General features: G+C 72.5%; 21 protein-coding genes. 10 read left to right on the top strand and 11 right to left on the bottom strand.

The genetic code is table 11. The features are described 5' to 3' along the window. The 5 genes from ACIGXW_RS11680 to ACIGXW_RS11660 all read right to left on the bottom strand — a co-directional run bounded on the left by ACIGXW_RS11680 (position 1) and on the right by ACIGXW_RS11660 (position 7,002). Complete coding sequence (locus ACIGXW_RS11680; protein ID WP_399572250.1) at positions 1-1,512, bottom strand: aldehyde dehydrogenase family protein; 1,512 nt, start codon at positions 1,510-1,512, stop codon at positions 1-3. A 32-nt stretch (positions 1,513-1,544) separates the two neighbouring features. After that, positions 1,545-2,855 carry a hydroxyacid-oxoacid transhydrogenase gene (locus ACIGXW_RS11675; protein ID WP_399572248.1) on the bottom strand — a complete coding sequence of 437 codons (1,311 nt, stop codon included), beginning with the start codon at positions 2,853-2,855 and terminating at the stop codon, positions 1,545-1,547. A 292-nt stretch (positions 2,856-3,147) separates the two neighbouring features. Then, entirely contained in the window at positions 3,148-4,449 is a 1,302-nt protein-coding gene (locus tag ACIGXW_RS11670) for an MFS transporter (protein WP_071962765.1), read from the bottom strand. After that, positions 4,446-5,708 carry an ATP-grasp domain-containing protein gene (locus ACIGXW_RS11665; RefSeq protein WP_399572246.1) on the bottom strand — a complete coding sequence of 421 codons (1,263 nt, stop codon included), beginning with the start codon at positions 5,706-5,708 and terminating at the stop codon, positions 4,446-4,448. Before ACIGXW_RS11665 ends, ACIGXW_RS11670 begins: the two co-directional genes overlap by 4 nt. A gap of 1 nt (position 5,709) precedes the next feature. Continuing rightward, the gene (locus tag ACIGXW_RS11660) at positions 5,710-7,002 is read right to left on the bottom strand and encodes an ATP-grasp domain-containing protein (protein WP_399572244.1); all 1,293 of its coding nucleotides are present in this window, start codon (positions 7,000-7,002) and stop codon (positions 5,710-5,712) included. Between the two features lie 198 nt (positions 7,003-7,200). Here ACIGXW_RS11660 and ACIGXW_RS11655 point away from each other — a divergent pair, with 198 nt between their 5' ends. From ACIGXW_RS11655 to ACIGXW_RS11625, 7 genes are all read left to right on the top strand, one after another. Then, complete coding sequence (locus ACIGXW_RS11655; RefSeq protein WP_399572242.1) at positions 7,201-8,271, top strand: hypothetical protein; 1,071 nt, start codon at positions 7,201-7,203, stop codon at positions 8,269-8,271. 234 nt (positions 8,272-8,505) lie between these two features. Further along, entirely contained in the window at positions 8,506-9,612 is a 1,107-nt protein-coding gene (locus ACIGXW_RS11650; RefSeq protein ID WP_399572240.1) for a hypothetical protein, read from the top strand. 45 nt (positions 9,613-9,657) lie between these two features. Then, the gene (locus tag ACIGXW_RS11645; protein ID WP_071962760.1) at positions 9,658-10,404 is read left to right on the top strand and encodes an iron-containing redox enzyme family protein; all 747 of its coding nucleotides are present in this window, start codon (positions 9,658-9,660) and stop codon (positions 10,402-10,404) included. Positions 10,405-10,412: 8 nt separating this feature from the next. Beyond that, the gene (locus tag ACIGXW_RS11640) at positions 10,413-11,201 is read left to right on the top strand and encodes a hypothetical protein (protein ID WP_399572238.1); all 789 of its coding nucleotides are present in this window, start codon (positions 10,413-10,415) and stop codon (positions 11,199-11,201) included. A gap of 19 nt (positions 11,202-11,220) precedes the next feature. Then, positions 11,221-12,333, top strand: coding sequence for a M14 family metallopeptidase (locus ACIGXW_RS11635; protein WP_399572236.1), 1,113 nt, complete (start codon positions 11,221-11,223; stop codon positions 12,331-12,333). Between the two features lie 140 nt (positions 12,334-12,473). After that, complete coding sequence (locus tag ACIGXW_RS11630) at positions 12,474-13,856, top strand: L-serine ammonia-lyase (protein ID WP_399572234.1); 1,383 nt, start codon at positions 12,474-12,476, stop codon at positions 13,854-13,856. 106 nt (positions 13,857-13,962) lie between these two features. Beyond that, positions 13,963-14,271 carry a hypothetical protein gene (locus ACIGXW_RS11625; RefSeq protein WP_071962774.1) on the top strand — a complete coding sequence of 103 codons (309 nt, stop codon included), beginning with the start codon at positions 13,963-13,965 and terminating at the stop codon, positions 14,269-14,271. 30 nt (positions 14,272-14,301) lie between these two features. Here ACIGXW_RS11625 and ACIGXW_RS11620 read toward each other — a convergent pair whose 3' ends face one another. The 6 genes from ACIGXW_RS11620 to ACIGXW_RS11595 all read right to left on the bottom strand — a co-directional run bounded on the left by ACIGXW_RS11620 (position 14,302) and on the right by ACIGXW_RS11595 (position 19,715). After that, complete coding sequence (locus ACIGXW_RS11620) at positions 14,302-14,514, bottom strand: EF-hand domain-containing protein (protein ID WP_071962755.1); 213 nt, start codon at positions 14,512-14,514, stop codon at positions 14,302-14,304. A 38-nt stretch (positions 14,515-14,552) separates the two neighbouring features. Beyond that, positions 14,553-15,128: an N-acetylmuramoyl-L-alanine amidase gene (locus tag ACIGXW_RS11615; protein ID WP_399572232.1), complete on the bottom strand. Its 576-nt coding sequence runs from the start codon at positions 15,126-15,128 to the stop codon at positions 14,553-14,555. A 233-nt stretch (positions 15,129-15,361) separates the two neighbouring features. Further along, positions 15,362-15,868 (bottom strand): ATP-binding protein, encoded by a 507-nt coding sequence (locus ACIGXW_RS11610; protein ID WP_071962753.1) that lies wholly within the window; start codon positions 15,866-15,868, stop codon positions 15,362-15,364. A 278-nt stretch (positions 15,869-16,146) separates the two neighbouring features. Further along, positions 16,147-16,914, bottom strand: coding sequence for an enoyl-CoA hydratase-related protein (locus ACIGXW_RS11605; protein WP_071962752.1), 768 nt, complete (start codon positions 16,912-16,914; stop codon positions 16,147-16,149). A gap of 86 nt (positions 16,915-17,000) precedes the next feature. Then, complete coding sequence (locus ACIGXW_RS11600; protein WP_399572522.1) at positions 17,001-18,230, bottom strand: Ig-like domain-containing protein; 1,230 nt, start codon at positions 18,228-18,230, stop codon at positions 17,001-17,003. Between the two features lie 246 nt (positions 18,231-18,476). Further along, complete coding sequence (locus ACIGXW_RS11595) at positions 18,477-19,715, bottom strand: Ig-like domain-containing protein (RefSeq protein WP_399572230.1); 1,239 nt, start codon at positions 19,713-19,715, stop codon at positions 18,477-18,479. Positions 19,716-19,877: 162 nt separating this feature from the next. Between ACIGXW_RS11595 and glgX the strand changes: the two genes are divergently transcribed. From glgX to ACIGXW_RS11580, 3 genes are read left to right on the top strand one after another with little or no spacing between them, the layout of a single operon-like run. Beyond that, a complete protein-coding gene (glgX, locus tag ACIGXW_RS11590; RefSeq protein WP_399572228.1) occupies positions 19,878-22,247 on the top strand; it encodes a glycogen debranching protein GlgX in 2,370 nt (789 codons plus the stop codon). A 32-nt stretch (positions 22,248-22,279) separates the two neighbouring features. Continuing rightward, a complete protein-coding gene (locus tag ACIGXW_RS11585) occupies positions 22,280-24,085 on the top strand; it encodes an ABC transporter ATP-binding protein (protein WP_399572226.1) in 1,806 nt (601 codons plus the stop codon). After that, positions 24,073-25,881, top strand: a complete 1,809-nt coding sequence (locus tag ACIGXW_RS11580; protein WP_399572224.1) for an ABC transporter ATP-binding protein — start codon at positions 24,073-24,075, stop codon at positions 25,879-25,881. Before ACIGXW_RS11585 ends, ACIGXW_RS11580 begins: the two co-directional genes overlap by 13 nt. Positions 25,882-25,935: the final 54 nt, after the last annotated feature.

Below are 25,935 nucleotides of genomic sequence, written 5' to 3'. Positions count from 1 at the left end.
TCACCCTTCGCACCCCTCTTCATAGGAAACTGTCGATTCCCCCGGCCGCGTGTGGATCGCGACCGTCTTGCAGCGCGTGTACTCGCGCAGCGCCTCGAAGCCCTTTTCCACGCCGATGCCCGACCGCTTGCAGCCGCCGAAGGGCAGTTCCACCCCGCCGGCCGCGCTGTAGTTGTTCACGAACACCTGGCCGGTGCGCAGCTGCCGGGCGAGCCAGTGGGCGGCGCCCACGTCGCGCGTCCAGACGCCGGCGGCGAGGCCGTAACTGGTGGCCTCGGCGAGGTGGACCGCCTCCTCGAGCGAGGCGAAGGGCGTGACGGCCAGGACCGGCCCGAAGATCTCCTCGGTGAACACCGGGTGGGCGGGGTCCACCCGGTCCAGGACGGTCGGCTCGATGTAGAAGCCGTCCTCGTAGGGCGGTCCTTTCGGCACCCCGCCGCCGGTGACGGTGACGCAGTCGCGCCCGCCCTGCCGGAGGTAGCCCAGGACACGGTCGCGCTGGGCCGCGGAGATCAGGGGGCCGAGGTCGGGGTCGGTGAGCCCGGGGCCGATGCGCAGGGCGCGGAAGGCGGCCGCCAGGGCGGCGACGAGCTCGTCGTGGACGCGGGCGTGGACGAGCAGCCGGCTGCCCGCGGAGCAGTTCTGGCCGGCGTGCTCGGTGATGGACTCGACGATCAGCGGCACCGCGCGCCGGGGATCGTAGTCGGGGAGCACGATGTGGGGCGACTTGCCGCCCAGTTCGAGGGTGACGGGCACGATGGTGCGGGCGGCGGCCGCCATCACCGACGCGCCGGCCTCGCGGGAGCCGGTGAAGGCGAGGTGGTCGACGCCGGGGTGCGCGGCGAGGGCGGCGCCCGCCTCCGGTCCGTAGCCCGGTACGACGTTGAGGACGCCGGGCGGCAGGCCGGCGTCGAGGGCGATGCCGGCGAGGAGGAGCGGGGTGAGCGGGGCGTCCTCCGCGGGTTTGAGGACGCAGCAGTTGCCGGCCGCCAGGGCGGGGGCCACGGTGCGGGCCGCGACCTGGAGGGGGTAGTTCCAGGGGATGATGTGGCCGCACACGCCGTACGGCTCGCGCAGGGTGAAGGCGAGCAGGTCGGGCCGGCTGATCAGGGTCTCGCCGGCGAGGGCCTCGACGGCGCCGCCGTAGAACTCGAAGTAGCGGGCGGCGACGTCGACGTCGGTGCGGGACTGTCCCAGCGGCTTGCCGGTGTCGCGGGTCTCGGTCTCGGCGAGCGGCTCGCGTGCGGCGCGCAGCGCGTCGGCGATGCGGCGGCAGATCCGGCCGCGCTCGGCGGGCGGGGTGTCCCGCCAGGTGTGCTCGTAGGCGTCGCGGGCGGCGGCCACGGCCTGGTCGGTCTCCGTGGCGCCGCAGCGTGCGGCGCGGGCGAAGGGGCGGCCGAGGGCGGGGTCCACGACGTCGATCCAGTCGGTCGTGGGGACGCGCCGTCCGGCGATGACGGCCGCGTGGCGGGGTGAGGCCTGCGGGTTCACGGGGACGTTCACGAAGGACACCAGGCTTCCTCGGTGGGGGCACGGCAGGACGGTCAGCCGTGCAGTGAACCGGCCAGAATCCTCTGCAGGTCGCGGGCGGCGACGTCGCGCGGACAGCACACCAGGAGCCGTTGCTGCTTGAGCGCGCCCTCGACCAGCGCGGGCAGATCGCGCGCGGTGTAGCCGAAGTCGCCGAGTCCGGTGGGGCCCTGGGTGTCCTCGACGAGGCTCAGCAGGGTGGCGGGCAGGACGTCGGCGCCGTTGGCGGCGGTGATCCCGGCGAGGTTGGCGCCCAGCAGTTCGGCGGCCCGCAGATGGCGTGCGGGGTCGGTGGGGTAGGTGAACGCGAACGCGGCGGCGGCCGTGGCGACGACGGCGCTGCCGTGCGGCACCATCGCGTGGCCGACGTCGTAGCCGGGGGGCTTGTACTCGCGGACCAGGCCGGCGACGGGGTAGGCACAGGCGTGCGGGATGTGGGTGCCGGCGTTGCCGAAGCCGAGCCCGGCGAAGGTGGCGGCCCGGCTCATGGCCGTCCTGGCCTCCAGGTCGTGCGGGTTGAGGACGGCTCTGCGCAGGTAGCGGCCGACGAGCCGCAGGGCCTCCTCGGCCCAGATGTCGCTGACCGGGTTGGCGCCGATGTACAGGGGCCGGTCGGCGGGGGTGCGGTAGGCGGGGCGCCGGTCGTAGGGGCGGGCCGTGTACGACTCGCAGGCGTGGGTGAGGACGTCGTAGCCGGAGGCGGCGGTGACGGCCGGGGGCAGGGTGAGGGTGTTGAGCGGGTCGACCAGGGCGAGGGAGGGGCGCAGGAACGGGTCGCTGATGCCGGTCTTGACGTTCAGGCCGGTGACGCCGAGGGCGACCATGGCGGTGCACTCGCTGCCGCTGCCGGCCGTGGTGGGCACGGCGATCAGGGGCCTCAGCGGTCCGGGGATCGCGGCGGCGGCGCCGATGGGCTTGTTGAGGTAGTCGCGGACGGCGCGGCCGGGGTGGCTGTGCAGGAGGTTGACCATCTTGGCGGTGTCGATCGAACTGCCGCCGCCCAGGGCCACGTAGCCGTCGACGTCGAGGCCGGCGAGCTCGCGTGCGGCCTCGGCGCAGCTCGCGTCCGTGGGTTCGACGAGCGCCCGGTCGAAGACGGTCACCGCGATGCCGTCCTTCTCGATCCGCCGCGCCACCTGGGCCGGCAGTCCCAGACGGGCCAGGTTGGGGTCGGTCACCAGGAGTACGGAGCGCAGGCCGGCCCGTGCGAGTTCGTACCCGATCTCCCGGGTGGCGCCGATTCCGAACTTCAGCGGCGGCGCCTGCCAGGAAATGAGGGTCTCTCCTTCCGCTGTGCCGTCGTTCGCCCCCGTAATCAGGTCCACGTTCGGCCCTCCTCAGCTCCTTGCGGAACAGCAGGATTTGATACTAACCACAGCTTTCGATCCTCCGCATGGGGCTGGAGACCCAGGATCCGGACCGGGACTTCGGTCCCATACCGAATTTCGGCCATTACCGGTGACGACGATTCCCGGCATGGTGTCGATCGTTTTCACGGGCCCGAATCCCGTCTTCGCCAGGTAATTCCGGATTTCCCGCCGGGGAAATCCGGAATTCGTGCCCTGTACAGCGATGGAGACCGGCGGCCGGACCTTTGCGCGCGGCGAACGGCGCGGGTCAGGGCCGGGCGGCGTCCGCTTCGGCCAGGGCCGCGGCCTGCCGCCGGTCGACGGCGCCGGCCAGGGAGGTACGGGCGGCGCGGGTGCCCACGGCGGAGCCGGCGCCGATCAGGGCGAGGACGAGCCAGAACAGCAGCAGCGCGCCGTGGTCCGCCGCCAGGTCGAAGCCGCCGGCGATGAACCCGCCGAGCACGCCGCCGGCGCCCCACGCCATGGTGGAGTAGCCGAGGTAGAGGCCGATGCGGCCGGGCGGGGCGAGGCCGGCGACGATCGCGTCGACGACCCCGCAGAACAGGGACTCGCCGACGGAGGTCACGATGACCGAGGCCACGATCGGGCTGACGCCGTCGACGGCGCACAGCAGCCAGCCCCCGCCGAGCACCACCCCGGACAGCGCGAACACGTCGAGCCGGCCCGCGGTTCCGCGCCGTTCGATGCGGGAGCCGACGAGCGTGACGGCGATCATCACCACGACGGCGTTGCCCGCGGTCAGCAGGCCGACCAGGTCGGCGGAGAGCTTCTGGTCGACGACGGTCAGCGGCAGGGCGATGCGGTACTGGGTGATGAGGAACCAGCCGCCCACCGCGAGGCCGCAGAAGACCATCAGCTGCCGGTCGCGCAGCGCCTCGGCCATCGCGGCGGGCCTGATCGGCGTCGCGTTCGTCCCGTGCATGCCGCGCAGCAGCACGGCCGAGACGACGGCGAACGCCAGGTGCAGCGCGGCCGCCACCACGAACCCGGCCCGGATGGCGCCGCTCGCCATCAGCGCCGTGCCGATCAGAGGGCCGATGAGCGCGGCGCCGTTGATCGACACGTAGTAGCGGCTGAGGTTGGCGGCCACGCCGCCGGACTTGGCGGAGGCCAGCACGCTGCGGGAGCCGTTGTTGTTGAGGGAGCCGCCGAGGCCGATCAGGGCGACGGCGCCCGCCCACAGCCAGAAGCCGTGTCCGGCGACGGCGAAGACGAGATAGGCGACCACCTCGACCAGCAGGCCGAGCACCAGGACGCGGGAGGCCCCGAAGCGGTCGCTGGCCCAGCCCGCCGGGATGCCCAGGCCCCGGCGGGTGAACTCCAGGAGGGCGAAGAGCAATCCGGTCTGGAGGCTGCTCATGCCCGCGTGCCGGGTCAGGTGGACGGCGAGGAACGGGATGACCATGAAGAAGCCGATGTTGGTCGTGAACCGTCCGAGGATCACGACGTACGCGGGCCCCCTGCCCTCCGTGAAGACCGTGCCCTTCGCGTTCTTGGCGTTCTTCGCGCTCTTCCCGTCCTGCTCGCCCGTCTCGTCCTCCACCGTCACCGCCGTGCCTCCGGCTGCCGTTCGGTGCGGATGACGAGGTGCGCGGCGGCCGTCTCGGCCGCCGTCGCGGCCGACTTGGGGTCGGGTCCGGTGGCGATGACGTGGCCGGCGCGGTTCCAGGAGTCGCCGAGCGGGGCCACCTCGTCGCCGGGCGAGGGCAGTTCGCCGAGCCGGATCACGCCCTCGACGGCGAGGGCCTGCTCGAGCCCCTCGACGGCGGTCACCCGGCCCGGGGCGGGGGTGAGGTAGCGGATGGCGGCGCCGCCCGCCAGCGGCATCGCCGGGGGCGGGGGCGCGGCGTGGGCGAGGGCGGCCACGGCACCGTAGATCATGTCGATGCCGGTGACGTGCTGGACGAGCTCCCAGATCTGGTCGCCGCCCTGGCGGACGTTGATCTCGATGACGGTCGCCCGCTCGCCGTCCTCGGCGAGCATCACCTCGGTGTGGCAGGGCCCCCAGGCGTAGCCGATGGCGTCCAGGGCGCCCAGGGCCGCCGCGACGAGGGCCGCCTGCTGCGGCTCCGGCAGGGCGGCGGGCAGGTCGTGGCCGGTCTCGACGAAGTGCGGGGGCCCCGTGGTGTGCTTACGGGTGACCGCGAGTACCTGGTGCCGGCCGTCGACGGTGAGCGTCTCGACGCTGAACTCCCGCCCGGTCAGGAGCTCCTCGGCGAGCACCCGCACGGGCGCGGCGCCGGCGGCGTCCTCCTTGCTCCAGGCCCAGGCGGCCTTCGCGCCCGTGGTCCAGGCCCACGCGGCGGCGAGCTCGCCGGGGTGGCGGACCACGTGGACGCCCGTGCCGCCGTTGCCCTCGACGGGCTTGAGGACGATGCCGCCGGGGCAGGTGCGGGCGAAGTGCGCGGCCTCCTCCTCGGTGGCGCACACCCGGTGGGCGGCGGTGGCCAGGCCCCGCTCGCGCAGCACGCGCCGCATGGCCGCCTTGTCCTGGGCGCGGGCGACGGTCGCGGCCGCGTTGCCGCGGACGCCCAGCGCGTCGGCGACGACGGCGACCGGGTACAGCGACAGTTCGGTCAGGCCCAGGACCGCGTCGAGGGGCCGCCGGGCGTGGACGTCCCGGGCGACGGCCAGCAGGGCGTCGGGGCTCTGGAAGTCGGCGTCGACGACGCGGGCGGCCAGGGACTCCTCCAGGGCGCGGTCCCCTCCGGGGCGGTGCACGACGGTGAGCGCGACGGGCAGTCCGAGCAGCTTGCCCAGCACGTCGGGGCGCGGGCAGACCAGCAGCAGGTGCGGTACGGCCGCCATGTCAGGCCGGCCCGGGGGCGGTGGCGTTCCCGGTCTCCTGGGCGGCGTTCCATATGCGTTCCAGCTCGCGTATGCGCCGGGTGTCCTTCTCTATGGCGGCCCAGTCGTCCGCGCCCTGGATGACCCAGCCGAGGCTGGTGGTGACGTCGTTGGTCATCGGGACCTCCTTGCCCTCGGGCGGCACCGCCATCCTGTGGACGGTCGGCAGTGCGGCGATCTCCTGGAGGATGTCCATGCGTCGCACCGGGCCCGCGAAGTCGGCGCACAGCCACAGCGTGCGGACCTCCTTGACCAGCTCGAAGCCCGGGGTGAACGTGCCGTCGAGCAGGTGGCGCACGGTCCGCTCGATCTGGTTGTCGCCGGTGGCCAGCGAGCCGGAGAGCATCATGCAGCTGCCGGAGTAGCGGGCGGCGAGCTCGACCAGGCGCGGCCCGTCGGCGGTCATGACGACCTCGGCGTGGGTGGAGCCGTTGCGGATGCCGACGGCGTCGGCGGCCCGCATCGTGTAGTCGGCCAGCACGGCCACGTCCGGGTGGCCGGGCGGCAGGAAGTCGGCGATGTCGTAGATGCCGATGCGCGGCCCGCGGTCGTGCTTGGCGTAGACACAGGTGTCGACGAGCCCGTGCCGTCCGTCGACCGAGTACAGGTCGACGATGTATTCGAGGCCCTCGAGGTATTCCTGCACGATGACCGTGTCGTTGCGCAGTTCGAAGCCGTTGACCTGGCCCAGGATGTGCGTGAAATAGCGCCGCCAGTCCCCGCCGGGCGGAATGCGGTGGACGTTGTCGGTGCCGGCGCTGTGCGGGGGTTTGACGATGAGCGGCTTCCCGTCGAGCCCCTTGCGGACGATCCATTCCGCGACCTCTTCCGGGTCGGCCGTGGAGATGGTCTCCGGTCCGGGTACGCCCGCTTTCTCCAGGGCCCGGGCCATGTCGCCCTTGTGGCGCTGGGCGGCGGCGCTGCCCGGCGCGTTCGCGATGTGCGGCATCAGTGTTTCCACGAGTTGCGCGGTGAGTTCGACGCCGCGCTCGTTGCCGGCGACGATGCCCACCGGGTCGTAGGAGCCCACCAGTTTCACCAGGGCCCCGAAATCGCCGTCGTAGAAGTGGACGGCCTCGTAGTCGTCGGGGTACCAGGTCGACTTCCTGACGAATTTGGCCAGGGGCTTCGGAGTGCTCATGACGGTGACGGGCAGCACGCCGCGCGCCCTGAACGCGCTGGCGAAGCCCCGGTTGTCGCCGTCCCTGAGGTGGTAGCCGTCGACGACGACCACGTAACGCTTCCCGCTGCTCATCCGGCTACTGTGCGGTCCGGTCGGCGCCGCCGGACAGTGGCAGGACCGCCCGGCGACCACGAATTCCTGCCACCGGCCCGGGCGCTTCGCCGCCGGGGCCGGGCGGGACCATCGGCCTATGGCCGCCCGTACGCCGCCTCGGACACAGTGAGGAACACAGCGGCGGCCGCCGACGGAGGCCGGAGGACGGGAGTTGTCATGAGCCCACGCGTGTCCATCGATCCGGGGAAACTCAGCCAATTCGGGGCGGCCACCGGAAGTACCTTCTGCCTCGTCACCAATCCCGAGCTGATCGATGCCATCGAGGTCGTCGAGTCCGCGTCGTACGAGCGCTATCTGACCGTTCCCTTCACGGCGGGCGACCGTTTCGAGGATCTGCTGGAGAAAAGCATTCCCGAACCGGCGCACATTCTCGTCGTATCGCCGCACCGCTTCGTCGAATCGCCCGATCCCGATCTGGTGGGACGGCGCAAGATCATGGGAATGGCGTGCAATTCGACGCCGACCACGCTGACCGAGATCCGGCATTTCCTCAAGGCGATGGAGCGGACCTCGGCGGACGAACAGGCCGCTTTCTCCGACACGTTCTTCGAGATCGCCGAGGAGGCCGACCACCTGGAGTACGTCGACCTCCGGCACGGCACCCGCGCCGTCCTGGACCACCTCCGCGAGGACCTGGTGTGGAACCAGCAGGCGGGGCCGCTGGACTGGGGCGACCAGCAGATCGTGCCGGCCGGTGAGATCAGCGTGCTGCCCATCGAGATCAGGGAGTTCCAGGAGGATCTCAAGCTCCCCCTGGAGGGCGAGATCACGCTGCGCGGCTATCCGATCCTGCACAGCGGCACCCCCTCGTTCTCCCGTGCCGACCAGGCCCGGGTGCACGAGCGGCTGTGGGCGCTGCGCGAGCACGCCATCAAGGCGACCGTCGAGGACGGCCGGATCACCCGTCTGACGGCGCTCGACGCGGGCGCGGCCCCGGCGCTGGAGATGCTGGAGCAGATGTTCGCGGTGGACTCCCGCTACCGCATCGTGTGGGAGATCGGCCACGCCCTCAACACGGCGCTGGACATCCTGCCCGGCAACCACGCCATGAACGAGGTGTACGGCGGCACCGAGGGCTGCCTGCACTACGGGCTGGGCCTGACCCCGTACACCCAGTACCACCTCGACATCATCGCGCCCGACACCCGCGTGCTGAGCAGCAGCGGCGCCGCGCTCATCGGGCACCCGGACCACCCCACCGTGGAGCGGGTCGTCTCCGGCGGCTGACGCCGCACGGTCCGGGGTGCGCACCACCACTCCACAGCGCCGACAGGAGGTGAAAGAGATGAAGGCCGTGAAGAAGATCAAGGTGCAGAAGAACCGCAACTACCTGGGCACGCTGCTCGGCTGAGTACCGACCCGTGGCGGGGACCGCAAGGACCCCGCCACGGGGTTTTCCGTCCGGGACCGGCGGGATCGGGTCCGCCGGGCCGATCGCTGGAGCGTCAAGGGAGCCGGTCCGTGTCACCTCTGTCATCGCCCCCGCGGGTGGACGTCACCGCGAGCGACTTCGGCCAGTTCGGCGATCCGCGCGGCACCTTCTGCCTGATCACCGACGAGGCGGGGCTGACGTCGGTCCGCTGCCTGCCGGGCAAGGGCTACGAGCGGGTCCTGCACCTGGCGCTGCCGCCCGGGCAGAGCCTGGGCGAGCTCCTCGCCGAACGGGTGCCCGCCGACGCCGACGTCCTGGTGGCCTGCCCCGGCCGCTTCATCGGCTCGCCCGCACCCGGGGAGCTCGGGACGCGCCGCCTCTCGGTCCTGCCGGCCGGCTCGACCCCGCTGACGGGCGGGCACGTGCGCTACTTCCTTGAGTCCGCGGCCCGTACGGACGTGGCCGGCCAGGAGGCGGCGGCCGAGGAGTTCTTCGAGCGCGCCGGGGCGAGCGAACGGCTGCTGATCACCGACGACACGGCCGGCAGCGAGGCCGAGTTCGACCACGGAGCCGGCGATTGCGTCTGGAACCAGCAGGCGGGCGTGCTCGGCCCCGGGGAACAGCAGATCTTTCCCGCCGGCAAGCTCAGCGTGACCGCGGCGGAGATCACCGTCTTCTCCCCCGAAGCCCGCCTCGCCGGGCTGCGGGGCACCCTGACGCTGCGCGGCTGGCCCATCGTGCACCGGCACGCCGACCCGGCCGACGAGCCGGAGCAGCGGCGGCTGTTCGAGGCGCTCGCCCCGCTGGTCTCCCACGCCGTCCACCTGGAGGTGAACGGCGGCACCATCGACCGCGTCACCCCGGCGGAGGCGGGGGCGCGGCCGGCCGCCGAGGCGCTCGAGGCACTGCTGGCGGCACAGCCGCTCTACCGCACCGTCTGGGAGCTGGGCTTCGGCATCAACACCGGCACGGAGGTCATGCCCGCCAACTGCGGCCCCAACGAGGTGCACGGCGCCCGCCACGGCGTGCTGAACCTGGGGATCGGCGTCACCCCCACCACCCGCTTCGCCCTCGCCTTCCTGTGCCCGCGCAGTTCGCTGCTGACGGCGGACGGCACGCCCCTGCTCGGGGCGCGCAAGGCGGTGCGGCGCGGCCGGCTGCAGCGGACCTCCAGCGCGAGCTGCGGCTGCCACTGAAACGACCGGAAGCAAGCGAACGGACCTGCCCCGCGGGAGGAAACCATGTCGGCACCGGCCAGGCCAGGACTGAGGGAGCGCGTCGACGCTCTCCTCGACTCCTTCATCAAGGACTTCTACGAGACCGTCCCCTACGCCCAGCACCAGCGCAGCGCCCGCGAGATCGACCTCGACTACTACAAGCGGCACAACATCGAGACGATCCTGCGCCTGCGCCGCAAGCGCACCATCGACGCCCTGGCCATCAAGTACTTCACCAAGACCGACCCCGTGCAGGCCAAGGCGTGGGCGCACTACACGGACGACGAGATGCTGCACGACCGGCTCTTCGCCGCCGACCTGGCCAAGGTGGGCGTGGCGAAGGACGAGATCTACGCCACGGAACCACTGCTGTCCACCAAGCTGCTCACCGGCTACCTCCAGTACGGCATGGAGTTCGAGGACAGCCCGCTCGCCCTGATCACGAGCGTGTACTTCGTGGAGTACACCACCACCCGCACCCAGCCGGAGTGGCTGGACAACCTCGAGAAGGTGCTGGGCCGCGACGAGGTCAAGGGCCAGCGCGCCCACGTCAACACCGACCTGGACGACGACCACGACGACTTCGTCTGGCGGGTGCTGACCAGCCTGGTCTCCTCCGAGGAGGACGAGCGCAGGGTCGTGCGGCACCTGCACGACATCTACTGGCTGTGGAAGCTGTACTTCACCGAGCTGCACCAGCGCACGGTCCTGGGCCGGTCCGGCGAGGAGATCGCGCCGCCCGCCCCGGCTCCGGCCGCCACGGACGGCTGAGGCCCCCGGTGGCGAGCCGGACCGGCCGGGCGGAACCGCTCCCCGGCACGGCCGGGCCGCCCGGCCGGCACGGCGTGCAGGTGCTGGCGCTGCCGCCCGGCCGGGAGCTGCGGCCGCAGACCGAGCGGTGGATCGTGGACGGCCTGGTGACGGCCATGCCCGGGCTGCGGGCGCGCGAGCTGTTCGCGCTGCGCCGCGACATGCTCACCGAGGCCGAGTACCTCGTGGTCGCCGTGGACCCGCGGCGGGACGCGGTGGTGGCCCTGCTCACCTCGCGGTGGGCCCCGCTCCCCTCGGGGAGGCCCTGTCTGCATGTGATGACGCAGTTCGTCGGGGACGCCTACCGGCACGGCTCGGTCTTCGGCCGGAGCTGGGCCGCGCACTTCGCCCGGCTGCTGGCCGAGGGCCGCCCCTTCCCCGAGGTGATCGCCCTCAAGACCTACAACCCCGTGGTGCACTGCGCGATGAACGCCTTCGCGAGCCACCCCGGCTGCCGGCTCCACCCGGACCTCACCGGGGCGGGCGCATCGCTTCGGCCGCCGCGGGCCCTGCTCGGCGAGGTGGCCGCGGCCATCGCCCCGGGCTGCCCCTACGACGCGGAACGCGGCGTCTTCCCGGGGGTGGGGCGCCCGGTGGACCTCTACCGGGAGCGGCCGCTGAGCTCGGTGGACGCGGTCAACGCCCACTTCGGCAAGCACCTGGAGCCCGGCGACCGCATGCTCTGCGTGCTCCACGCCCCGACGGCGGCCGGGCAGCACGGCATCCTCACGGCGCTGGGACTGGCCCGGCCCGAGTGAACCGGGAAGGCGGAGCGCCATGACCGACCCCCGCGCCGACGGGTTCGCCCCCGACTACGGCAGCGCCCGCGCGGCCTTCCTGCGCGCGGCCGAGGCCGCGGGGGCGGTGCCGGGCGGCTTCCGGCTGCCGGGCCACGCCGGGCCCGACGGCTCGGCGCTGACCGTCGACACGGCCTACCTCGGCCCGGAGCGGCCGGTGAAGCTGCTTGTCACGGTGTCGGGGACGCACGGCATCGAGGGATTTTGCGGCTCCGCGTGCCAGACGCGGGTGCTGCTGGAGGAGGGCCTGGCCCGGTCGGCGGGGCCCGGCACGGGCGTCCTGCTGGTCCACGCACTCAACCCGTACGGCTTCGCCTACCTGCGGCGCGTCGACCAGGACAACGTCGATGTGAACCGGAACTTCGTCGATCACGGCGCCCCGCCGCACAACGACGCCTACGACGCGGTGCACGCCGCCCTCGTCCCCGCGGACGGCGCCCCCTTCTCGGCGCGGAGGCTGACCGAAGAGCTGCTGACCCTGCGTGACCGGCTCGGCACGCGCGTCTTCCAGGAGGCGGTCACCCGGGGCCAGTACCGCCGTCCCGACGGCCTGTTCTACGGCGGCGACCGGCCCTCCTGGTCGCACGGGGTGCTGCGGCGGATCGTGGCCGATCGCGTGGCCGGCACCCCGCACATCGCCTACGTCGACCTGCACACCGGGCTCGGCGAGCGGGCCGCCGGCGAGCCGATCTTCCGCGGCGGCCGGGACCGGGGCGCCCGCGAGCGGGCCCGGGCCTGGTACGGCCCGGCGCTGACGGCCTCGGAGGAGGGCACCTCGTCCTCCACCCCCATCGTCGGGAACACCGCGAGCGCGGTCGCCGACGGGCTGCGGGGTGACGAGGAGCTCACCGCGATCACCCTGGAGTTCGGCACCCTGCCGGGCCCGGAGGTCCTGCTGGCGCTGTGCGCCGACAACGCCCTGCACCTGCGCCGCCCGGCGGACCGGGCGGTGCGCGCCCAGGAGAAACGGCTGCTCATGGAGGCCTTCGCGCCGGTGGACGGAACGTGGCGAAAGACGGTGCTCCAGCGCGCGAGAGAAGTTTTCGATCAGGCCCTCAGAGGCCTTGCGAGCTGCGATACAAAGGCCAGGTGATCACCCCGGCGGGGTTTCGCATGGTAAGACGGGTGCGTAACGGCTCCATCTCGGCCATGGAGACGGGTGGGCGACGCGTTACGCTCGTGGAGGAGCAATCCGCCCCGCCCAGCCCCATCTCACGCCAGGAGTCCGCCGACGTGGCCATCTCCGTTTTCGACCTCTTCTCCATAGGCATAGGTCCCTCCAGCTCGCACACGGTCGGCCCGATGCGCGCCGCCCGCATGTTCGTGGGCCGCCTGAAGAAGGACGGGCTGCTGGCACAGACGACCGCCGTCCGGGCCGAGCTCTTCGGCTCCCTCGGCGCCACGGGCCACGGCCACGGCACGCCCAAGGCCGTGCTGCTGGGCCTGGAGGGCCACTCCCCCCGTACCGTCGACGTCGAGACCGCCGACGACGAGGTCGAGCGCATCCGCGTCACCAAGCGGCTGCGGCTGCTCGGCGCCGAGATCGGCTCCGACCACGAGATCGACTTCGACGAGTCGACCCAGCTGATCCTGCACCGCCGCCGCTCCCTGCCGTACCACGCGAACGGCATGACGCTCTTCGCCTACGACGAGGCCGGCTCCCCCCTGCTGGAGAAGACCTACTACTCGGTCGGCGGCGGCTTCGTCGTCGACGAGGACGCGGTGGGCGCGGACCGGATCGTCCCGGACGACACCGTGCTGAAGTACCCCTTCCGCACCGGTGACGAGCTGCTGCGGATGTCCCGCGAGTCGGGTCTGTCGATCTCCGCGATGATGATGGAGAACGAGAAGGCCTGGCGCACCGAGACCGAGATCCGTGAGGGTCTGCTGGAGATCTGGCGCGTCATGCAGGCCTGCGTCACGCGGGGCCTGTCCCGCGAGGGCATCCTGCCCGGCGGCCTGAAGGTCCGCCGCCGCGCCGCCAACACCGCGCGCCAGCTGCGTGCCGAGGGCGACGCACAGGCCCGCGCGATGGAGTGGATCACGATCTACGCCATGGCCGTGAACGAGGAGAACGCCGCGGGCGGCCGCGTCGTCACCGCTCCCACCAACGGCGCCGCGGGCATCATCCCGGCCGTGCTGCACTACTACATGAACTTCGTGCCGGGCGCCGACGAGGAGGGCGTGGTCCGCTTCCTGCTGGCGGCGGGCGCGATCGGCATGCTCTTCAAGGAGAACGCCTCGATCTCCGGCGCCGAGGTCGGCTGCCAGGGCGAGGTCGGCTCCGCCTGCTCGATGGCCTCCGGTGGTCTCGCCGAGGTCCTCGGCGGCTCCCCGGAGCAGGTCGAGAACGCCGCCGAGATCGGCATGGAGCACAACCTCGGCCTGACCTGCGACCCGGTCGGCGGCCTGGTGCAGATCCCCTGCATCGAGCGCAACGGCATGGCCGCGGCCAAGGCCGTCACCGCCGCCCGCATGGCCCTGCGCGGCGACGGCCGCCACCATGTCTCCCTCGACAAGGTCATCAAGACCATGAAGGAGACCGGCGCCGACATGAAGGTCAAGTACAAGGAGACGGCGCGCGGCGGCCTCGCCGTGAACGTCATCGAGTGCTGACCGGCTCATCCGCCGGACCGACCGCCCGCCGGCCCGCCCGGCCCCGGACCACCCGGGGCCCGGCGGGCCGGCGGCGTTGTCAGTGGGGACGCGTACGCTCGCGAGCATGAGTTACGCAGACCTGCGCGAACTCCAGAGCGCGCTCAACACCGCCTCGGACATCGCCTTCGCCCTCGACGCCAAGCCCGCGCCCCATGAGGCCGATCAGCTGCTGGACGCCCTGCGGCGGGCGCTGGCGGCCGCGAGCGCGCTGGGGGCCGGGATAGGCGCGACGGGGTGCTCGGAGCATCCGCGCGGGGCGGTGGACCCGCTGTACGGGGACACGGACGACCCGCTGCCGCCGGGGTGGGGGCGGTGCCTGCTGTGCAACGACCGGCGGCGTCGGGCCAGCGCACAGCGCAGAGGCTGGCGCTGACCCGGGCGGCCCGGTCCGTAACACGGCGGATCAGCGGTTCAGGGAGGCCCAGAACTCGTCGAAGGACAGCACGCCGTCGCCGTTGCCGTCCTTCTTGTTGATGATCGCCTGGGCCACGGTCTCGGTGACGTTGTGGTCACCGAGCTGAGCCATGACGCTCTTGTACTCGGCCGCCGTGATGAACCCGTCGCCGTCCACGTCGAAACGGTCAAAAGCCGTACGTGCGGCGTCGATGTCAGCCATGTGGGCCTCCCCTTGTGTGCTTGTTTGACCGGCACAGATTAGCCGCCGGTCACCAGCTCCAGATAACGGTCCCAGTCCCAGTGCCGGCCGGGGTCCGTGTGGGTGGCTCCGGGCACTTCGCTGTGGCCGATGATGTGCTCGCGGGTGGGGGGAATGCCATGGCGGGCGCAGACGGCGGCGGTGAGCTTCGCCGACGCGCGGTAGAGGGCATCCGTGAAGTACTCGGGGCGGTCTATCCAGCCCTCGTGCTCGATGCCGATGCTGCGGGTGTTGTAGTCCCAGTTGCCGGCGTGCCAGGCGATGTCCCGCTCGCGGACGAACTGGCCGATGTAGCCGTCGGCGGAGGCGACCATGTAGTGCGCCGAGACCTTCGAGCGCGGGTCGCGGAAGATCCTCATCGCGTCGGGGAAGGTCTCCTGGGTCACATGGACCACGACGTGGTCGACGGGGTACGCACCGGGCCGGGCCGACGCCGTGAAGTTGGCGCTGCTGGCCGGGATCCAGTGGGTGGGAGGGTACGCGGCACTCGTCACGAGGACATGACACCCGGCGACCGCCGCCCCCGCAAGACCTCCGGCCACTCTGCATAAAAATAAGCAATTGCCCGGCCTCATGCATGGATTGCAAGGCCAGTGGCACAGCTCACCTTGGATTACAGAAGTCTCGCTTTGGCTCATCGCTACCTGGCGTGACATAGTCGAGGGCAACGACCCCCATTGACCCGGGCCAGGTCGTCAAACGCCGTGGGGCACACCCCATTTTCCCGCGGCCATACGAAGAGGCCCCCGGCCACGTCGCGACGACGACGGATGGGGGCCTCTTCGTATGGCCGGGTGGGGCCGGGGCCTCAGCGGTCCACCACGCGCATCTCGAACCATGTCGTCTTGCCCCGCGCCAGCAGGTCCACGCCCCACCGGTCCGAGAGCTTGTCGACCAGGAACAGCCCCCGCCCGCTGGTGTCCATCTCCCGCACCGGCAGCAGGCACGGCAGCCCCCGGGACGGATCGCGCACCTCTATCCGCAGCCAGCCGCGCCGGCGCAGCATCCGCAGCCCGAAGAAGCGGGCCCCGGTGTGCCGCACGGCGTTGCCCACGAGCTCGGAGACCAGCAGCACCGCGTGCTCGGTGACCTGGGCGGAGAGGCCCCAGTGGCGCAGCACCACGGACTGGGTCAGCCGGCGGGCCGCGACGGCGGATTCCGGCCGGGAGGGCAGCCGGATCTCACCGAGGGTCGGGTCGCCGAACAGTTCGAACGCCTTGAGCGCCAGCTCATCCTCAACCGTCGGGGTCCACCGCACCGGGGTGGCCGTGCCGACCCGTTGCCGTGGCTGCTCCGTTCCCTCCAGGCCCGCCATGCCCCCCATCATGGCCGCCCGCAAGGCGCCACGGAGTGGAACGTTGGGATTCGATTCAGCGGAGCCCATGCCTCCGCAGCCGCCGGCCGACATATGCCAGAGGCCGTAGGCGCGCCGGGAAACCCCGACTGACCTGCGGCGCCCTCAGGTGCCCGGGAGATCGCCGGACGGCTCGGAGGGGGCCGGACGCACCGTCGCGCACCGGCGACGGAATTCCCCCACAAGAGGCACCCTCCGGAGGGCGCCCTTCCGGGCGCTCTCCCCCAATCCCCTGCAGCTCAGACGAACTTGGCCTTGCCCGGACCGTCCTCCACAAAGCTGCGCATACCGATCTCCCGGTCCTCGGTGGCGAACAGCCCCGCGAACCAGTTGCGCTCGATGGCCAGCCCGGTGTCGATGTCGGTCTCCAGACCGGTGTCCACCGCCTCCTTGGCCGCGCGCAGTGCGATGGCGGGGCCGGCCGCGAGCCGGGCCGCCCACGCGTGCGCCTGCTCGTAGACCTCGCCGGCCGGGACAAGGCGGTCGACGAGGCCCAGGGCGAGCGCCTCGTCGGCCTTGACCTGACGGCCGGTGAAGATGAGGTCCTTGGCCTTGGACGGGCCGATGAGCCGGGACAGCCGCTGGGTGCCGCCCGCGCCGGGGATGAGGCCCAGCAGGATCTCGGGCTGGCCGAGCTTGGCGTTGTCGGCGGCGATGCGGAAGTCCGCGCAGAGCGCGAGCTCGCAGCCGCCGCCCAGGGCGTAGCCGGTCACGGCGGCGACCACCGGCTTGGGGATGCGGGCCACGGCGGTGAAGGAGTCCTGGAGCCCGCGGGAGCGCGCCACCATGGCGGCGTGGTCCATGTGCTGCATCTCCTTGATGTCCGCGCCGGCCGCGAACACCTTCTCCCCGCCCCAGATGACCACGGCCCGTACGTCCTCACGGCGGGTCACCTCGTCGGCGAGCTCCCGGAGCCGGTCCTGGGTGGCGATGTCCAGCGCGTTCATCGGCGGACGGTCCAGTCGGACGGTACCGACGCCCTCGGCTACCTCAAGGTGCACAGTCATGACGCAAGGTTAGCGCCGGTTAACGACAGGCGGCCCGGTGCACTTGGTCACAGTGCACCGGGCCGCCGTCCGCGGACGATGAGCCGTCAGCTCTCCTGGGGGCTGCTCTTGCCCCACTCCGACCACGGCATGTTCCAGCCGTTGAGGCCGTTGTCCGGCTTGATCGTTTTGTCGTCGGAGTTCTTGACGATCACGACGTCACCGATGAGGGAGTTGCTGTAGAACCAGGCCGCCGGGGAGTTCGGGTCGCCGCCGCCGCGCTGGTCCTCCAGGCCCACGCAACCGTGGCTGGCGTTCTCCGAGCCGAAGGTGGAGGAGCCGGACCAGTAGTTGCCGTGCAGGAAGGTGCCGGAGGTGGACAGGCGCATCGCGTGCGGCACGTCCGGGATGTCGTACTCGCCCTTGCCGTCACTTCCCGTGAAGCCGACGGTGGCGCCGTTCATGCGCGTCACCTCGTGCTTCTCGCTGATGACCATCTGACCGTTGTACGTGGGGTTGGCGGGGGCGCCGGCGGAGATCGGGACGGTCTTGAGGACCTTGCCGTCCCGCTCGACGGTCATCTGGTGGCTCTTGGCGTCGACGGTGCTGACCTGGCTGCGGCCGACCGTGAACTTCAGGGTCTTGTTCTGCGAGCCGTACACGCCCTCACGGCCCTGGACGCCGTCGAGGTTCAGATCGACCGTCACCTTGGTCCCGGCCGCCCAGTACTTCTCGGGCCGGAAGTCGAGGCGGTCGTTGCCGAACCAGTGGCCCTTGACCTCCACGGCCGGCTCGGCCTTCACCTTGATGGCGCGCTCGACGGCCTTGGGGTCGGTGATGCCGCGGCTGAAATTGATCGAGACGGGCATGCCCACGCCGACCGTGCTGCCGTCCTCGGGCGTGAAGTAGCCAACGAAGGTGTTCTGCGGGGTGAGGGTGGTGAACGCCGCGTGCTTTGCGGAGGTCCGCCCCTTCTTGTCCTTGGCGATCGCGTCCACGGTGTACTTCGTGGAGGCCGCGAGGTGGCTGGACGGCTCCCAGGCCGCGCCACCGTTGGTTATCTTGCCGTCGATCGCCTTGCCCTTGGCGTCGGCGACCTTCACGGACGTCAGGCTGCCCTTGTCCGCCGTCACCTTGAGCGCGCCGCTGGTGGCGACGTCCTTGGCGCCGTCCGTGGGGGCGATGTTCACCACGGCCTGCGAGGGGCCGTCGGCCGGCTTGTCGCCCTTGGCGTCGCCGCCCCCGCCGTCACAGGCGCTGACCAGCGTCAGCACGGATCCGAGCAGCAGAGCGGACAGCGCCGTACGGCGTCCACGGCTCCTCGATATCGGCTGCACTCTCACAACGGATCGTCTCCCCTCGCACGGCCCGCGGCCACGCGGCGCCCCCAGAGCGCGGCAGGCGCGCATTGTCGATAGATAACCACACGCCACCGACAACGCTGACCTCGTGAATGTCACCGTTCAGTCCCAAATGGGAGCGGTGATACGACCCGTGCGCCTGTGGTGAAGGCGGTGACCGAAGTGAAGCGGCAGATTCCGGCCAGGTCAAACCGTTACCTGACGGCCGGTCCGGAGGGTGCCTCAGCGGAGGGCGGAGCCGGCCCTCCACTGCTCCCACGTCAGGTTCCAGCCACCCAGCCCGTTGTCCGGCGCGACCACCCGTTCCCGGGTGCCGACGACCTCCACCACGTCGCCGATCAGCGACTGGTCGTAGAACCAGCCGGCCGGGCTGGTGGGGCTGCCGCCCTGCACGTCCGGCAGGCCGATGCAGCCGTGACTGGTGTTCAGGGTGCCGAAGGCGCGCGGGCCGGCCCAGTAGTTGCCGTGCAGGAACGTCCCCGAGCCGGTCAGCCGCATCGCGTGGGGGACGTCCGAGATGTCGTACTCGCCCCCGAAGCCCACCGTGTCCCCGTTCATCCGGGTCATGGGGAACTTCTCGGTGATCACCATCTTGCCCTTGTACGTCTCACTGCCCCCGGCGCCCGCCGTGATGGGCAGGCTGGCCAGCGGCCTGCCGTCCCGGACGACGTCCATGGTGTGCGCGGCCGCGTCCACCCGGCTGAACTGGCTGCGGCCCACCGTGAAGCCGACGGTCTTGCGCTGGGCGCCGTACACGCCCTCCGCGGCCCGCACGTCGCGCAGCCGCAGGTCCAACGTGACCCGGGTGCCCGGCCGCCAGTACGTGCGCGGCCGGAAGTCCACGCGGGCGGGCCCGAACCAGTGGGCGGCGATCTCGGTCGGCGGACGGGCCGTCACACGGATGGCGCGCTCGACGGCGGCCCGGTCGGCGACGGGACGGTCGAAGCCAAAAGAAACGATCATGCCGGTGCCGACGGTGCTCCCCGCCTCGGGCGTGAAGTAGCCGATGACCCGGTGCGGCGGCACGTAGGTGGAGAAGCCGGTGTGACGGGTCGTACGGCGACCGGCGGCGTCCCGGGCCACCGCCTCCACCGTGTAGCGGGCGGCGAGCGCCAGGGGGCGGGCGGCGTCGGGCCGCCAGGTGTGCCCGTCGCCGGAGATCCGCCCCGCGACGGGCACGGCCGACGGCGCGCCGGCGCGGAACTCGGCCACCCGCACCCGCTCCAGCCGGCCGCCCGGCGCCCGCACCTCAAGCCGCTGCGTGGCCGGCACGCCCCGGGCACGGTCCCGTGGGGCGACCTCGATCCGCACCCCCGTGGCGGGCGGGCGCGCGTCGTCCGTGAGGGCGGTCTTCGGAGCGACGGTGGCGCACCCGGCGAGCGCGGCCAGGAGCGCCGGCAGGGCGATTCCCCGTGCCGCGCGCGTGAGGGCAAGTGTCACACCGGGCCCAACGACGGGCATCCCCGCGGGAAACGTCGCTGCACTCGCTTGCTGCGCCCGATCACACGTGTGAGCGCACGCGTGGATCTGGGAAGAAGGGGGAGAAGGACACAATCGCCAGACACCCGGCCCCGGGACGCCGGGTGCCCGGCGCGCTACCCGAGAGCCGCCGGAGGCGAACACGTGTCGAGCGCACCCGAGCAAGAGGCACGACAGGACGGCGAGTTCGGGCAGGGGCGGCCGCCCCAGGGCTCCCCCGGACCGGCCGTCGTCAACGGCCGCCCGCGGCCCGCCGCGGTCCTCGCGCCGGCGCCGGCCGTGTGGCCCGGCAGCCCGGAGCCGCTCGGGGCGCGGTTCAAGGACACCACCGGCGGCCCGGCCGGCGTGGCGGGGACGAACTTCGCACTGTGGGCCGGCGGCGCGGAGGCGGTCGAGGTCTGCCTCTTCGACGACACGCCGGAGGGGGGCGAAACCCGTCACCTCCTGACCGAGTTGACGCACGAGGTGTGGCACGGCTTCGTGCCGGGCGTCCTGCCCGGCCGCCGCTACGGCTTCCGCGTCCACGGCCGCTGGGACCCCTGGACCGGCGCCCGCTGGAACCCCGCCAAGCTCCTGCTGGACCCGTACGCGCGCGCGGTGGACGGCGAATTCTGCGGCCCGCACGGCCGCGGACCGCTGCCGGCGGAGGTGTACGCACACGTGCGGGACTGGCCGCAGCAGCACGTCGCCGACACCGTCCGCGACGAGCGGGACTCCGCCCCCTACGTCCCCAAGGGCGTGGTCGTCGCCGATGACGACGACTGGGCCGACGACCGCCGCCCCAAGACGCCGTGGCCCGACTCCGTCATCTACGAGCTGCACGTGCGCGGCTTCACCATGCGCCACCCCGGCATCCCGGAGCGGCTGCGCGGCACCTACGCGGGGCTCGCCCACCCGGCGGCCGTCGAACACCTGGTGCGGCTGGGGGTGACGGCGGTGGAACTGCTGCCGGTGCATCAGTTCGCCCACGAGGACCACCTGCTGCGGCGCGGGCTGCGCAACTACTGGGGCTACAACTCCATCGGCTACTTCGCCCCGCACGCCGCCTACGCCGCCTCGGGCACGCGCGGCGAACAGGTGGGCGAGTTCAAGCGGATGGTGCGGGCCCTGCACGCCGCCGGCATCGAGGTCATCCTCGACGTGGTCTACAACCACACCGCCGAGAGCGGCGAGCTCGGCCCCACGCTCTCGCTGCGCGGCATCGACAACCGCCGCTACTACCGGCTGCAGTCCGACCCGCGCCGCTACGCCGACTACACCGGCTGCGGCAACACCCTGCACGTCGTGCAGCCGAACGTCCTGCGCCTGATAACCGACTCGCTGCGCTACTGGGTGACGGAGATGGGCGTCGACGGCTTCCGCTTCGACCTGGCGGCGGCGCTGGTGCGGACGATGCGCGCCGTCGATGGGCCGGACATGCTCTCGCCGTTCCTCGCCGTCATCGCCCAGGACCCCGTCCTACGACGCGTCAAGCTCATCGCCGAGCCCTGGGACGTGGGCTCCGGCGGCTATCAGGTGGGCGCCTTCCCACCCCTGTGGACCGAGTGGAACGACCGCTACCGAGACGCCGTGCGCGACTTCTGGCGGGGCGCCCTGCCGGACGTACGGGACCTGGGCTACCGCCTCTCCGGCTCCAGCGACCTCTACGCCTGGGGCGGCCGGCGCCCGTACGCCTCCGTCAACTTCATCACCGCGCACGACGGCTTCACCCTGCGCGACCTGGTCAGCTACGAACGCAAGCACAACGAGGCCAACGGCGAGGGCAACCGCGACGGCACCGGCGACAACCGCTCCTGGAACTGCGGCGTCGAGGGCGAGACCGGCGACGCCCGCGTCCTGGCCCTGCGCAGGCGGCAGCTGCGCAACCTGCTGACGACGCTGCTGCTGTCCACCGGGGTGCCGATGCTGGTGGCCGGCGACGAGATGGGGCGCACGCAGGGCGGCAACAACAACGCCTACTGCCAGGACAACGAGACCGGCTGGATCGACTGGTCCCTGCTGGGGGACCCCGGCTGGCGCGCGCTCGCCGACCTGGCCTCGAGGCTGCTGGCCCTGCGCCGCGCCCACCCCGTGCTGCGCAGCCGCTCCTTCTTCTCCGGGCGCCCGCAGAGCTCCGACGGGCTGCGGGACCTGGCCTGGTTCACGCCGGACGGCACGGAGATGACCGAGGCCGACTGGTACGCGCCCGCCTCCGCCCTCGGCATGTACCTCTCCGGGCGGGACATCCCGCAGCGCGGCCGGCAGGGCGCACCGGTGACCGACGACAGCTTCCTCGCCGTCCTGCACGCCGGTCCGCGCCCCCTCCGCTTCACCTTGCCCGGCCCCCCGTGGGCCCAGGCGTACGAACTCCTCGTCAACACCGCCCTGGAGGACCAGCGAACCGCCCCTGGCCTGCGCCGGGACGCGGGCAGCCGGATCTCCGTACGGGCCCGTTCGGTGCTGCTGTGGCGAGTGGTGCGGGAGCGGTCGGACTCGGCTCCCGGCCCCCCGGAACCGGGGCCGAAATCCGGGTGAACGGTGTCAGTGGCGGACCGTAGTCTCCCCCCGTGACGACCGCGACCCGTGAAGTGCCTCGTCGACCCGAGCGCCGCTCGGCGGTGCGTTCGCTGCTGCGCCTGTGGCCGTACGTGCGCCCGGTGCGCGGCCGGCTCGCGGTCGCCGCGCTCTCGGCGGTGCTGGCCTCGTGCCTGGGCCTGCTCGTCCCGCTGACCCTGAAGTGGATGGTGGACGGGCCGGTGGCCGGCCGTGACCCGTCGGGGGTGTGGCTGGGCGGGCTGGCGGTGCTGCTGCTCGGCGCGGCGGAGGCCGGGCTGTTCGGGCTGCGACGGCTGATCGTGGCACGGCCGCTGGCGCAGGTCGAGGCGGACATGCGGGCGGCGCTCTACCGCCATCTGCAGCGGCTGCCGGTCTCCTTCCACGACCGCTGGCCCTCGGGGCAGTTGCTCTCGCGCGCCACGACCGATCTGATGCTGCTGCGCATCTTCCTGGCGTTCCCACTGACGTTCCTGCTGGTCAACGGCGTGACGATCGTGGTGGGCTTCGTCGTCCTGCTGCAGCAGCGGTGGACGCTGGGCCTGGTACTGCTGGCGCCGGTGGTGCCGCTGATCGTGCTGTGCTCCGTCTTCGAGGAGCGCTACTCCCGGGCGGCCCGCTCGGCCCAGGACCGCATCGGCGATCTGACGACGGTCGTCGAGGAGGGCGTCCTCGGCATCCGCGTCATCAAGGGCTTCGGCCGGCACCGCAGCCAGGAGCGGACCTTCGCCACGCTCTCGGACCGGGTGCGGGAGACCGAGCTGCACAAGGCGCGCCTGCTGGGCACGCTCTGGGCGGTGGTGGTGATCCTGCCCGAGCTGGCGGTGGGGGCGGCGCTGGTGCTGGGCGTGGCCCAGGTGGCCGGCGGAGAGCTGACGGCGGGCACGCTGGTGGCGTTCCTGTCGACGGCCCTGGCCCTGCGCTGGCCGGTCGAGTCGATCGGCTTCCTGCTGGCCATCACGAACGAGTCGGCGACGGCGACCGACCGCTTCTTCGAGGTCATGGACGCGGAGCCGGCCGGGGCCGCAGGCACGGCGGGTACGGCGGCCGCGGTCGTCCGGCAGGCGGGCCCCAAAGGTGAGGGCGGGCTCCGGCTCGAAGGGGTCGGGTTCCGGTATCCCGACGCGCCCCCGGGCGAGCCGCCCGTGCTGCGCGGCGTCGATCTGCACATCCGGCCCGGCGAGACCATGGCCCTCGTCGGTGCCACGGGCAGCGGCAAGACCACCCTCACCGCCCTCGTCCCCCGCCTCCACGAGGTGACCGCCGGCCGGATCACCCTCGACGGCCGGGACATCGCCTCGCTGCCCCGCGGGCGGTTACGGGAGCTGGTCTCCGTCGCCTTCGAGGAACCCACCCTCTTCTCCGCCAGCGCCGGGGAGAACGTCCTGATGGGCGCCGCGGACGCCGGGGAGGAGGACCTGCTGCGCGCCCTGGCCGTCGCGCAGGCCGGCTTCGTGCACGACCTCCCCGACGGTCACCGCACCCAGGTCGGCGAGCAGGGCCTGAGCCTGTCCGGCGGCCAGCGCCAGCGGCTCGCCCTGGCCCGCGCGGTCGTGGGCAGGCCCCGCTTCCTCGTCCTCGACGACCCGCTCTCCGCCCTCGACGTGCACACCGAGGCCCTGGTCGAGGCGGCCCTGCGGGAGGTGCTGGCGACCACCACCGCCCTCGTCGTCGCGCACCGCCCCTCCACGGTCCTGCTCGCCGACCGGGTCGCACTCCTCTCGCGGGGCCGCATCGCCGCCGTCGGCACCCACCAGGAACTGCTGCGCCGCAACCGCGAGTACGCCACCCTCATGTCCGGCCGGGAGTGTGCCTCGTGAGCGACCCCGACTCCTTCGACCGGGACGTGCTGCCCACCCCCAAGGGCGCCTCCCGCGCGCTGCTGCGCTCCCTGCTGGCCCCCGCGCGCGGCAAGGTGCGGCTGGCGGCCGTTCTGCTGCTGCTCCAGCAGGCCGCCGTGCAGGCGGGCCCGCTGCTCGTCGCGTACGCCATCGACCGCGGCGGGCCGGCCGTCCGCCGGGGCGACCACGGGCCCCTGGTCGCCGTCGCCGTCGGCTATGCGCTGTGCGCCCTCGCCTCCGGGCTGCTGCAGCTGGCGTTCGTGCGGCTCTCGGCCCGCGTCGGCCAGGACGCCCTGCTGGACCTGCGCGCCCGGATCTTCCGCCACGGCCAGGCCCTCAGCGTGGACTTCCACGAGCGCTACACCTCCGGCCGGCTGATCTCCCGTACGACCACCGACGTCGAGTCGATCCGCGAGCTGCTCAACGACGGCCTGCAGGAGCTCGTCGCCGTCGCCCTGTCCGTGCTCTACGTCAGCGCGACGCTGCTGTACCTGGACTGGGGCATCGGGGCCGCGGCCCTGCTCTCCTTCGGCCCGCTGTCCCTGCTCGTGCGCTCCTACCGGCGCCGCTCACTGATCGTCCACCGCAGGCGCTCCACAGCGATCGCGGCCGTCATCGTGAAGTTCACGGAGACGATGAACGGCATCCGGCCCGTCCAGGCGTTCCGCCGCGAGGCGGCCAACGAGGCCCACTTCGAGGAGCTCAACCGCACGCACCGGCGGGCCAACACCGCCACCACTCTGGCCATGGCCCACTACGTCCTCGCCTCCCGGCTCGTGGCCAACACCTCGGTCGCGGCGATCACGGTGTGGGGCGCCCACCGGGTGGCCTCCGGCGGACTCGGCCTGGGCGTGCTCGCCGCCTCGGTGCTGTACCTGCGCCGGCTGTACGACCCGATCGACCGGCTCGGGATGTTCCTCAACTCCTACCAGTCGGCGGCCGCGTCGCTGGAGAAGATCGCGGGACTGCTCGCCATGGAGCCGTCCGTGCCCGAGCCCGCCGCGCCCCGCCGGCTGCCGGCGCGCCCGGCCGGCAGCCCCGGCCGCGAGGTGGTCTTCGAGGGGGTGCGGTTCGCCTACCGCACGGGCGGCGAGGTGCTGCCCCGCTTCGACCTGACCCTGCGGGCCGGGCGGACGGTGGCGGTCGTCGGCGCGACGGGCGCCGGGAAGTCCACGCTCGCCAAGCTCCTGGCGCGCTTCTACGACCCGACCGAGGGCCGTGTCCTGCTCGACGGCGTGCCGCTGCACGAGCTCGCCGGGCCCGAGCTGCGGCGCGGGGTGGTGATGGTGACGCAGGAGGCGTTCCTCTTCTCCGGCACCGTCGCCGACAACATAGCCGTCGGCCGTCCCGACGCGACCCGCGCGGAGATCGAGCGGGCCGCCAAGGCCATCGGCGCGCACGACTTCATCTGCGCCCTGCCCGAGGGCTACGACACGGACGTCCGCAAGCGCGGCGGCCGCATCTCCGCGGGCCAGCGCCAGCTGGTCGGCTTCGCCCGGGCCCTGCTCGCCGACCCGGGCGTGCTGATCCTCGACGAGGCGACGTCCTCGCTCGACATCCCCGGCGAGCGGGCCGTGCAGCGCGCGATGCACACGGTGCTGCGGGGGCGGACGGCGATGGTCATCGCGCACCGGCTGTCGACCGTGGAGATCGCCGACCGGGTGCTGGTGATGGCCGACGGCCGTGTGGTGGAGGACGGCACTCCGGCCGAACTCGTCGCGGCTGCCGGACGCTTCGCTGACCTGCACCGGGCCTGGCGGGACAGCCTGGTCTGAGCGCCCGTTATACGGACATCGATCTTTGGCCAACGGACATTTTCCGGCCAACTT

Origin of the sequence: Streptomyces sp. NPDC053079 (assembly GCF_044546695.1) — a bacterium.
GTDB lineage: Bacteria > Actinomycetota > Actinomycetes > Streptomycetales > Streptomycetaceae > Streptomyces.
This window is presented reverse-complemented; position numbering and strand designations above follow the sequence as displayed.

What these genes read in the sequence shown, in the direction of transcription:
- ACIGXW_RS11665 (WP_399572246.1), bottom strand. Translation starts at nt 5,708, where the DNA reads ATGGCGGCCGTACCGCACCTGCTGCTGGTCTGCCCGCGCCCCGACGTG.
- ACIGXW_RS11660 (WP_399572244.1), bottom strand. Translation starts at nt 7,002, where the DNA reads ATGAGCAGCGGGAAGCGTTACGTGGTCGTCGTCGACGGCTACCACCTC.
- ACIGXW_RS11655 (WP_399572242.1), top strand. Translation starts at nt 7,201, where the DNA reads ATGAGCCCACGCGTGTCCATCGATCCGGGGAAACTCAGCCAATTCGGG.
- ACIGXW_RS11645 (WP_071962760.1), top strand. Translation starts at nt 9,658, where the DNA reads ATGTCGGCACCGGCCAGGCCAGGACTGAGGGAGCGCGTCGACGCTCTC.
- ACIGXW_RS11635 (WP_399572236.1), top strand. Translation starts at nt 11,221, where the DNA reads ATGACCGACCCCCGCGCCGACGGGTTCGCCCCCGACTACGGCAGCGCC.
- ACIGXW_RS11625 (WP_071962774.1), top strand. Translation starts at nt 13,963, where the DNA reads ATGAGTTACGCAGACCTGCGCGAACTCCAGAGCGCGCTCAACACCGCC.
- ACIGXW_RS11620 (WP_071962755.1), bottom strand. Translation starts at nt 14,514, where the DNA reads ATGGCTGACATCGACGCCGCACGTACGGCTTTTGACCGTTTCGACGTG.
- ACIGXW_RS11615 (WP_399572232.1), bottom strand. Translation starts at nt 15,128, where the DNA reads ATGAGGCCGGGCAATTGCTTATTTTTATGCAGAGTGGCCGGAGGTCTT.
- ACIGXW_RS11610 (WP_071962753.1), bottom strand. Translation starts at nt 15,868, where the DNA reads ATGGCGGGCCTGGAGGGAACGGAGCAGCCACGGCAACGGGTCGGCACG.
- ACIGXW_RS11605 (WP_071962752.1), bottom strand. Translation starts at nt 16,914, where the DNA reads ATGACTGTGCACCTTGAGGTAGCCGAGGGCGTCGGTACCGTCCGACTG.
- ACIGXW_RS11595 (WP_399572230.1), bottom strand. Translation starts at nt 19,715, where the DNA reads ATGCCCGTCGTTGGGCCCGGTGTGACACTTGCCCTCACGCGCGCGGCA.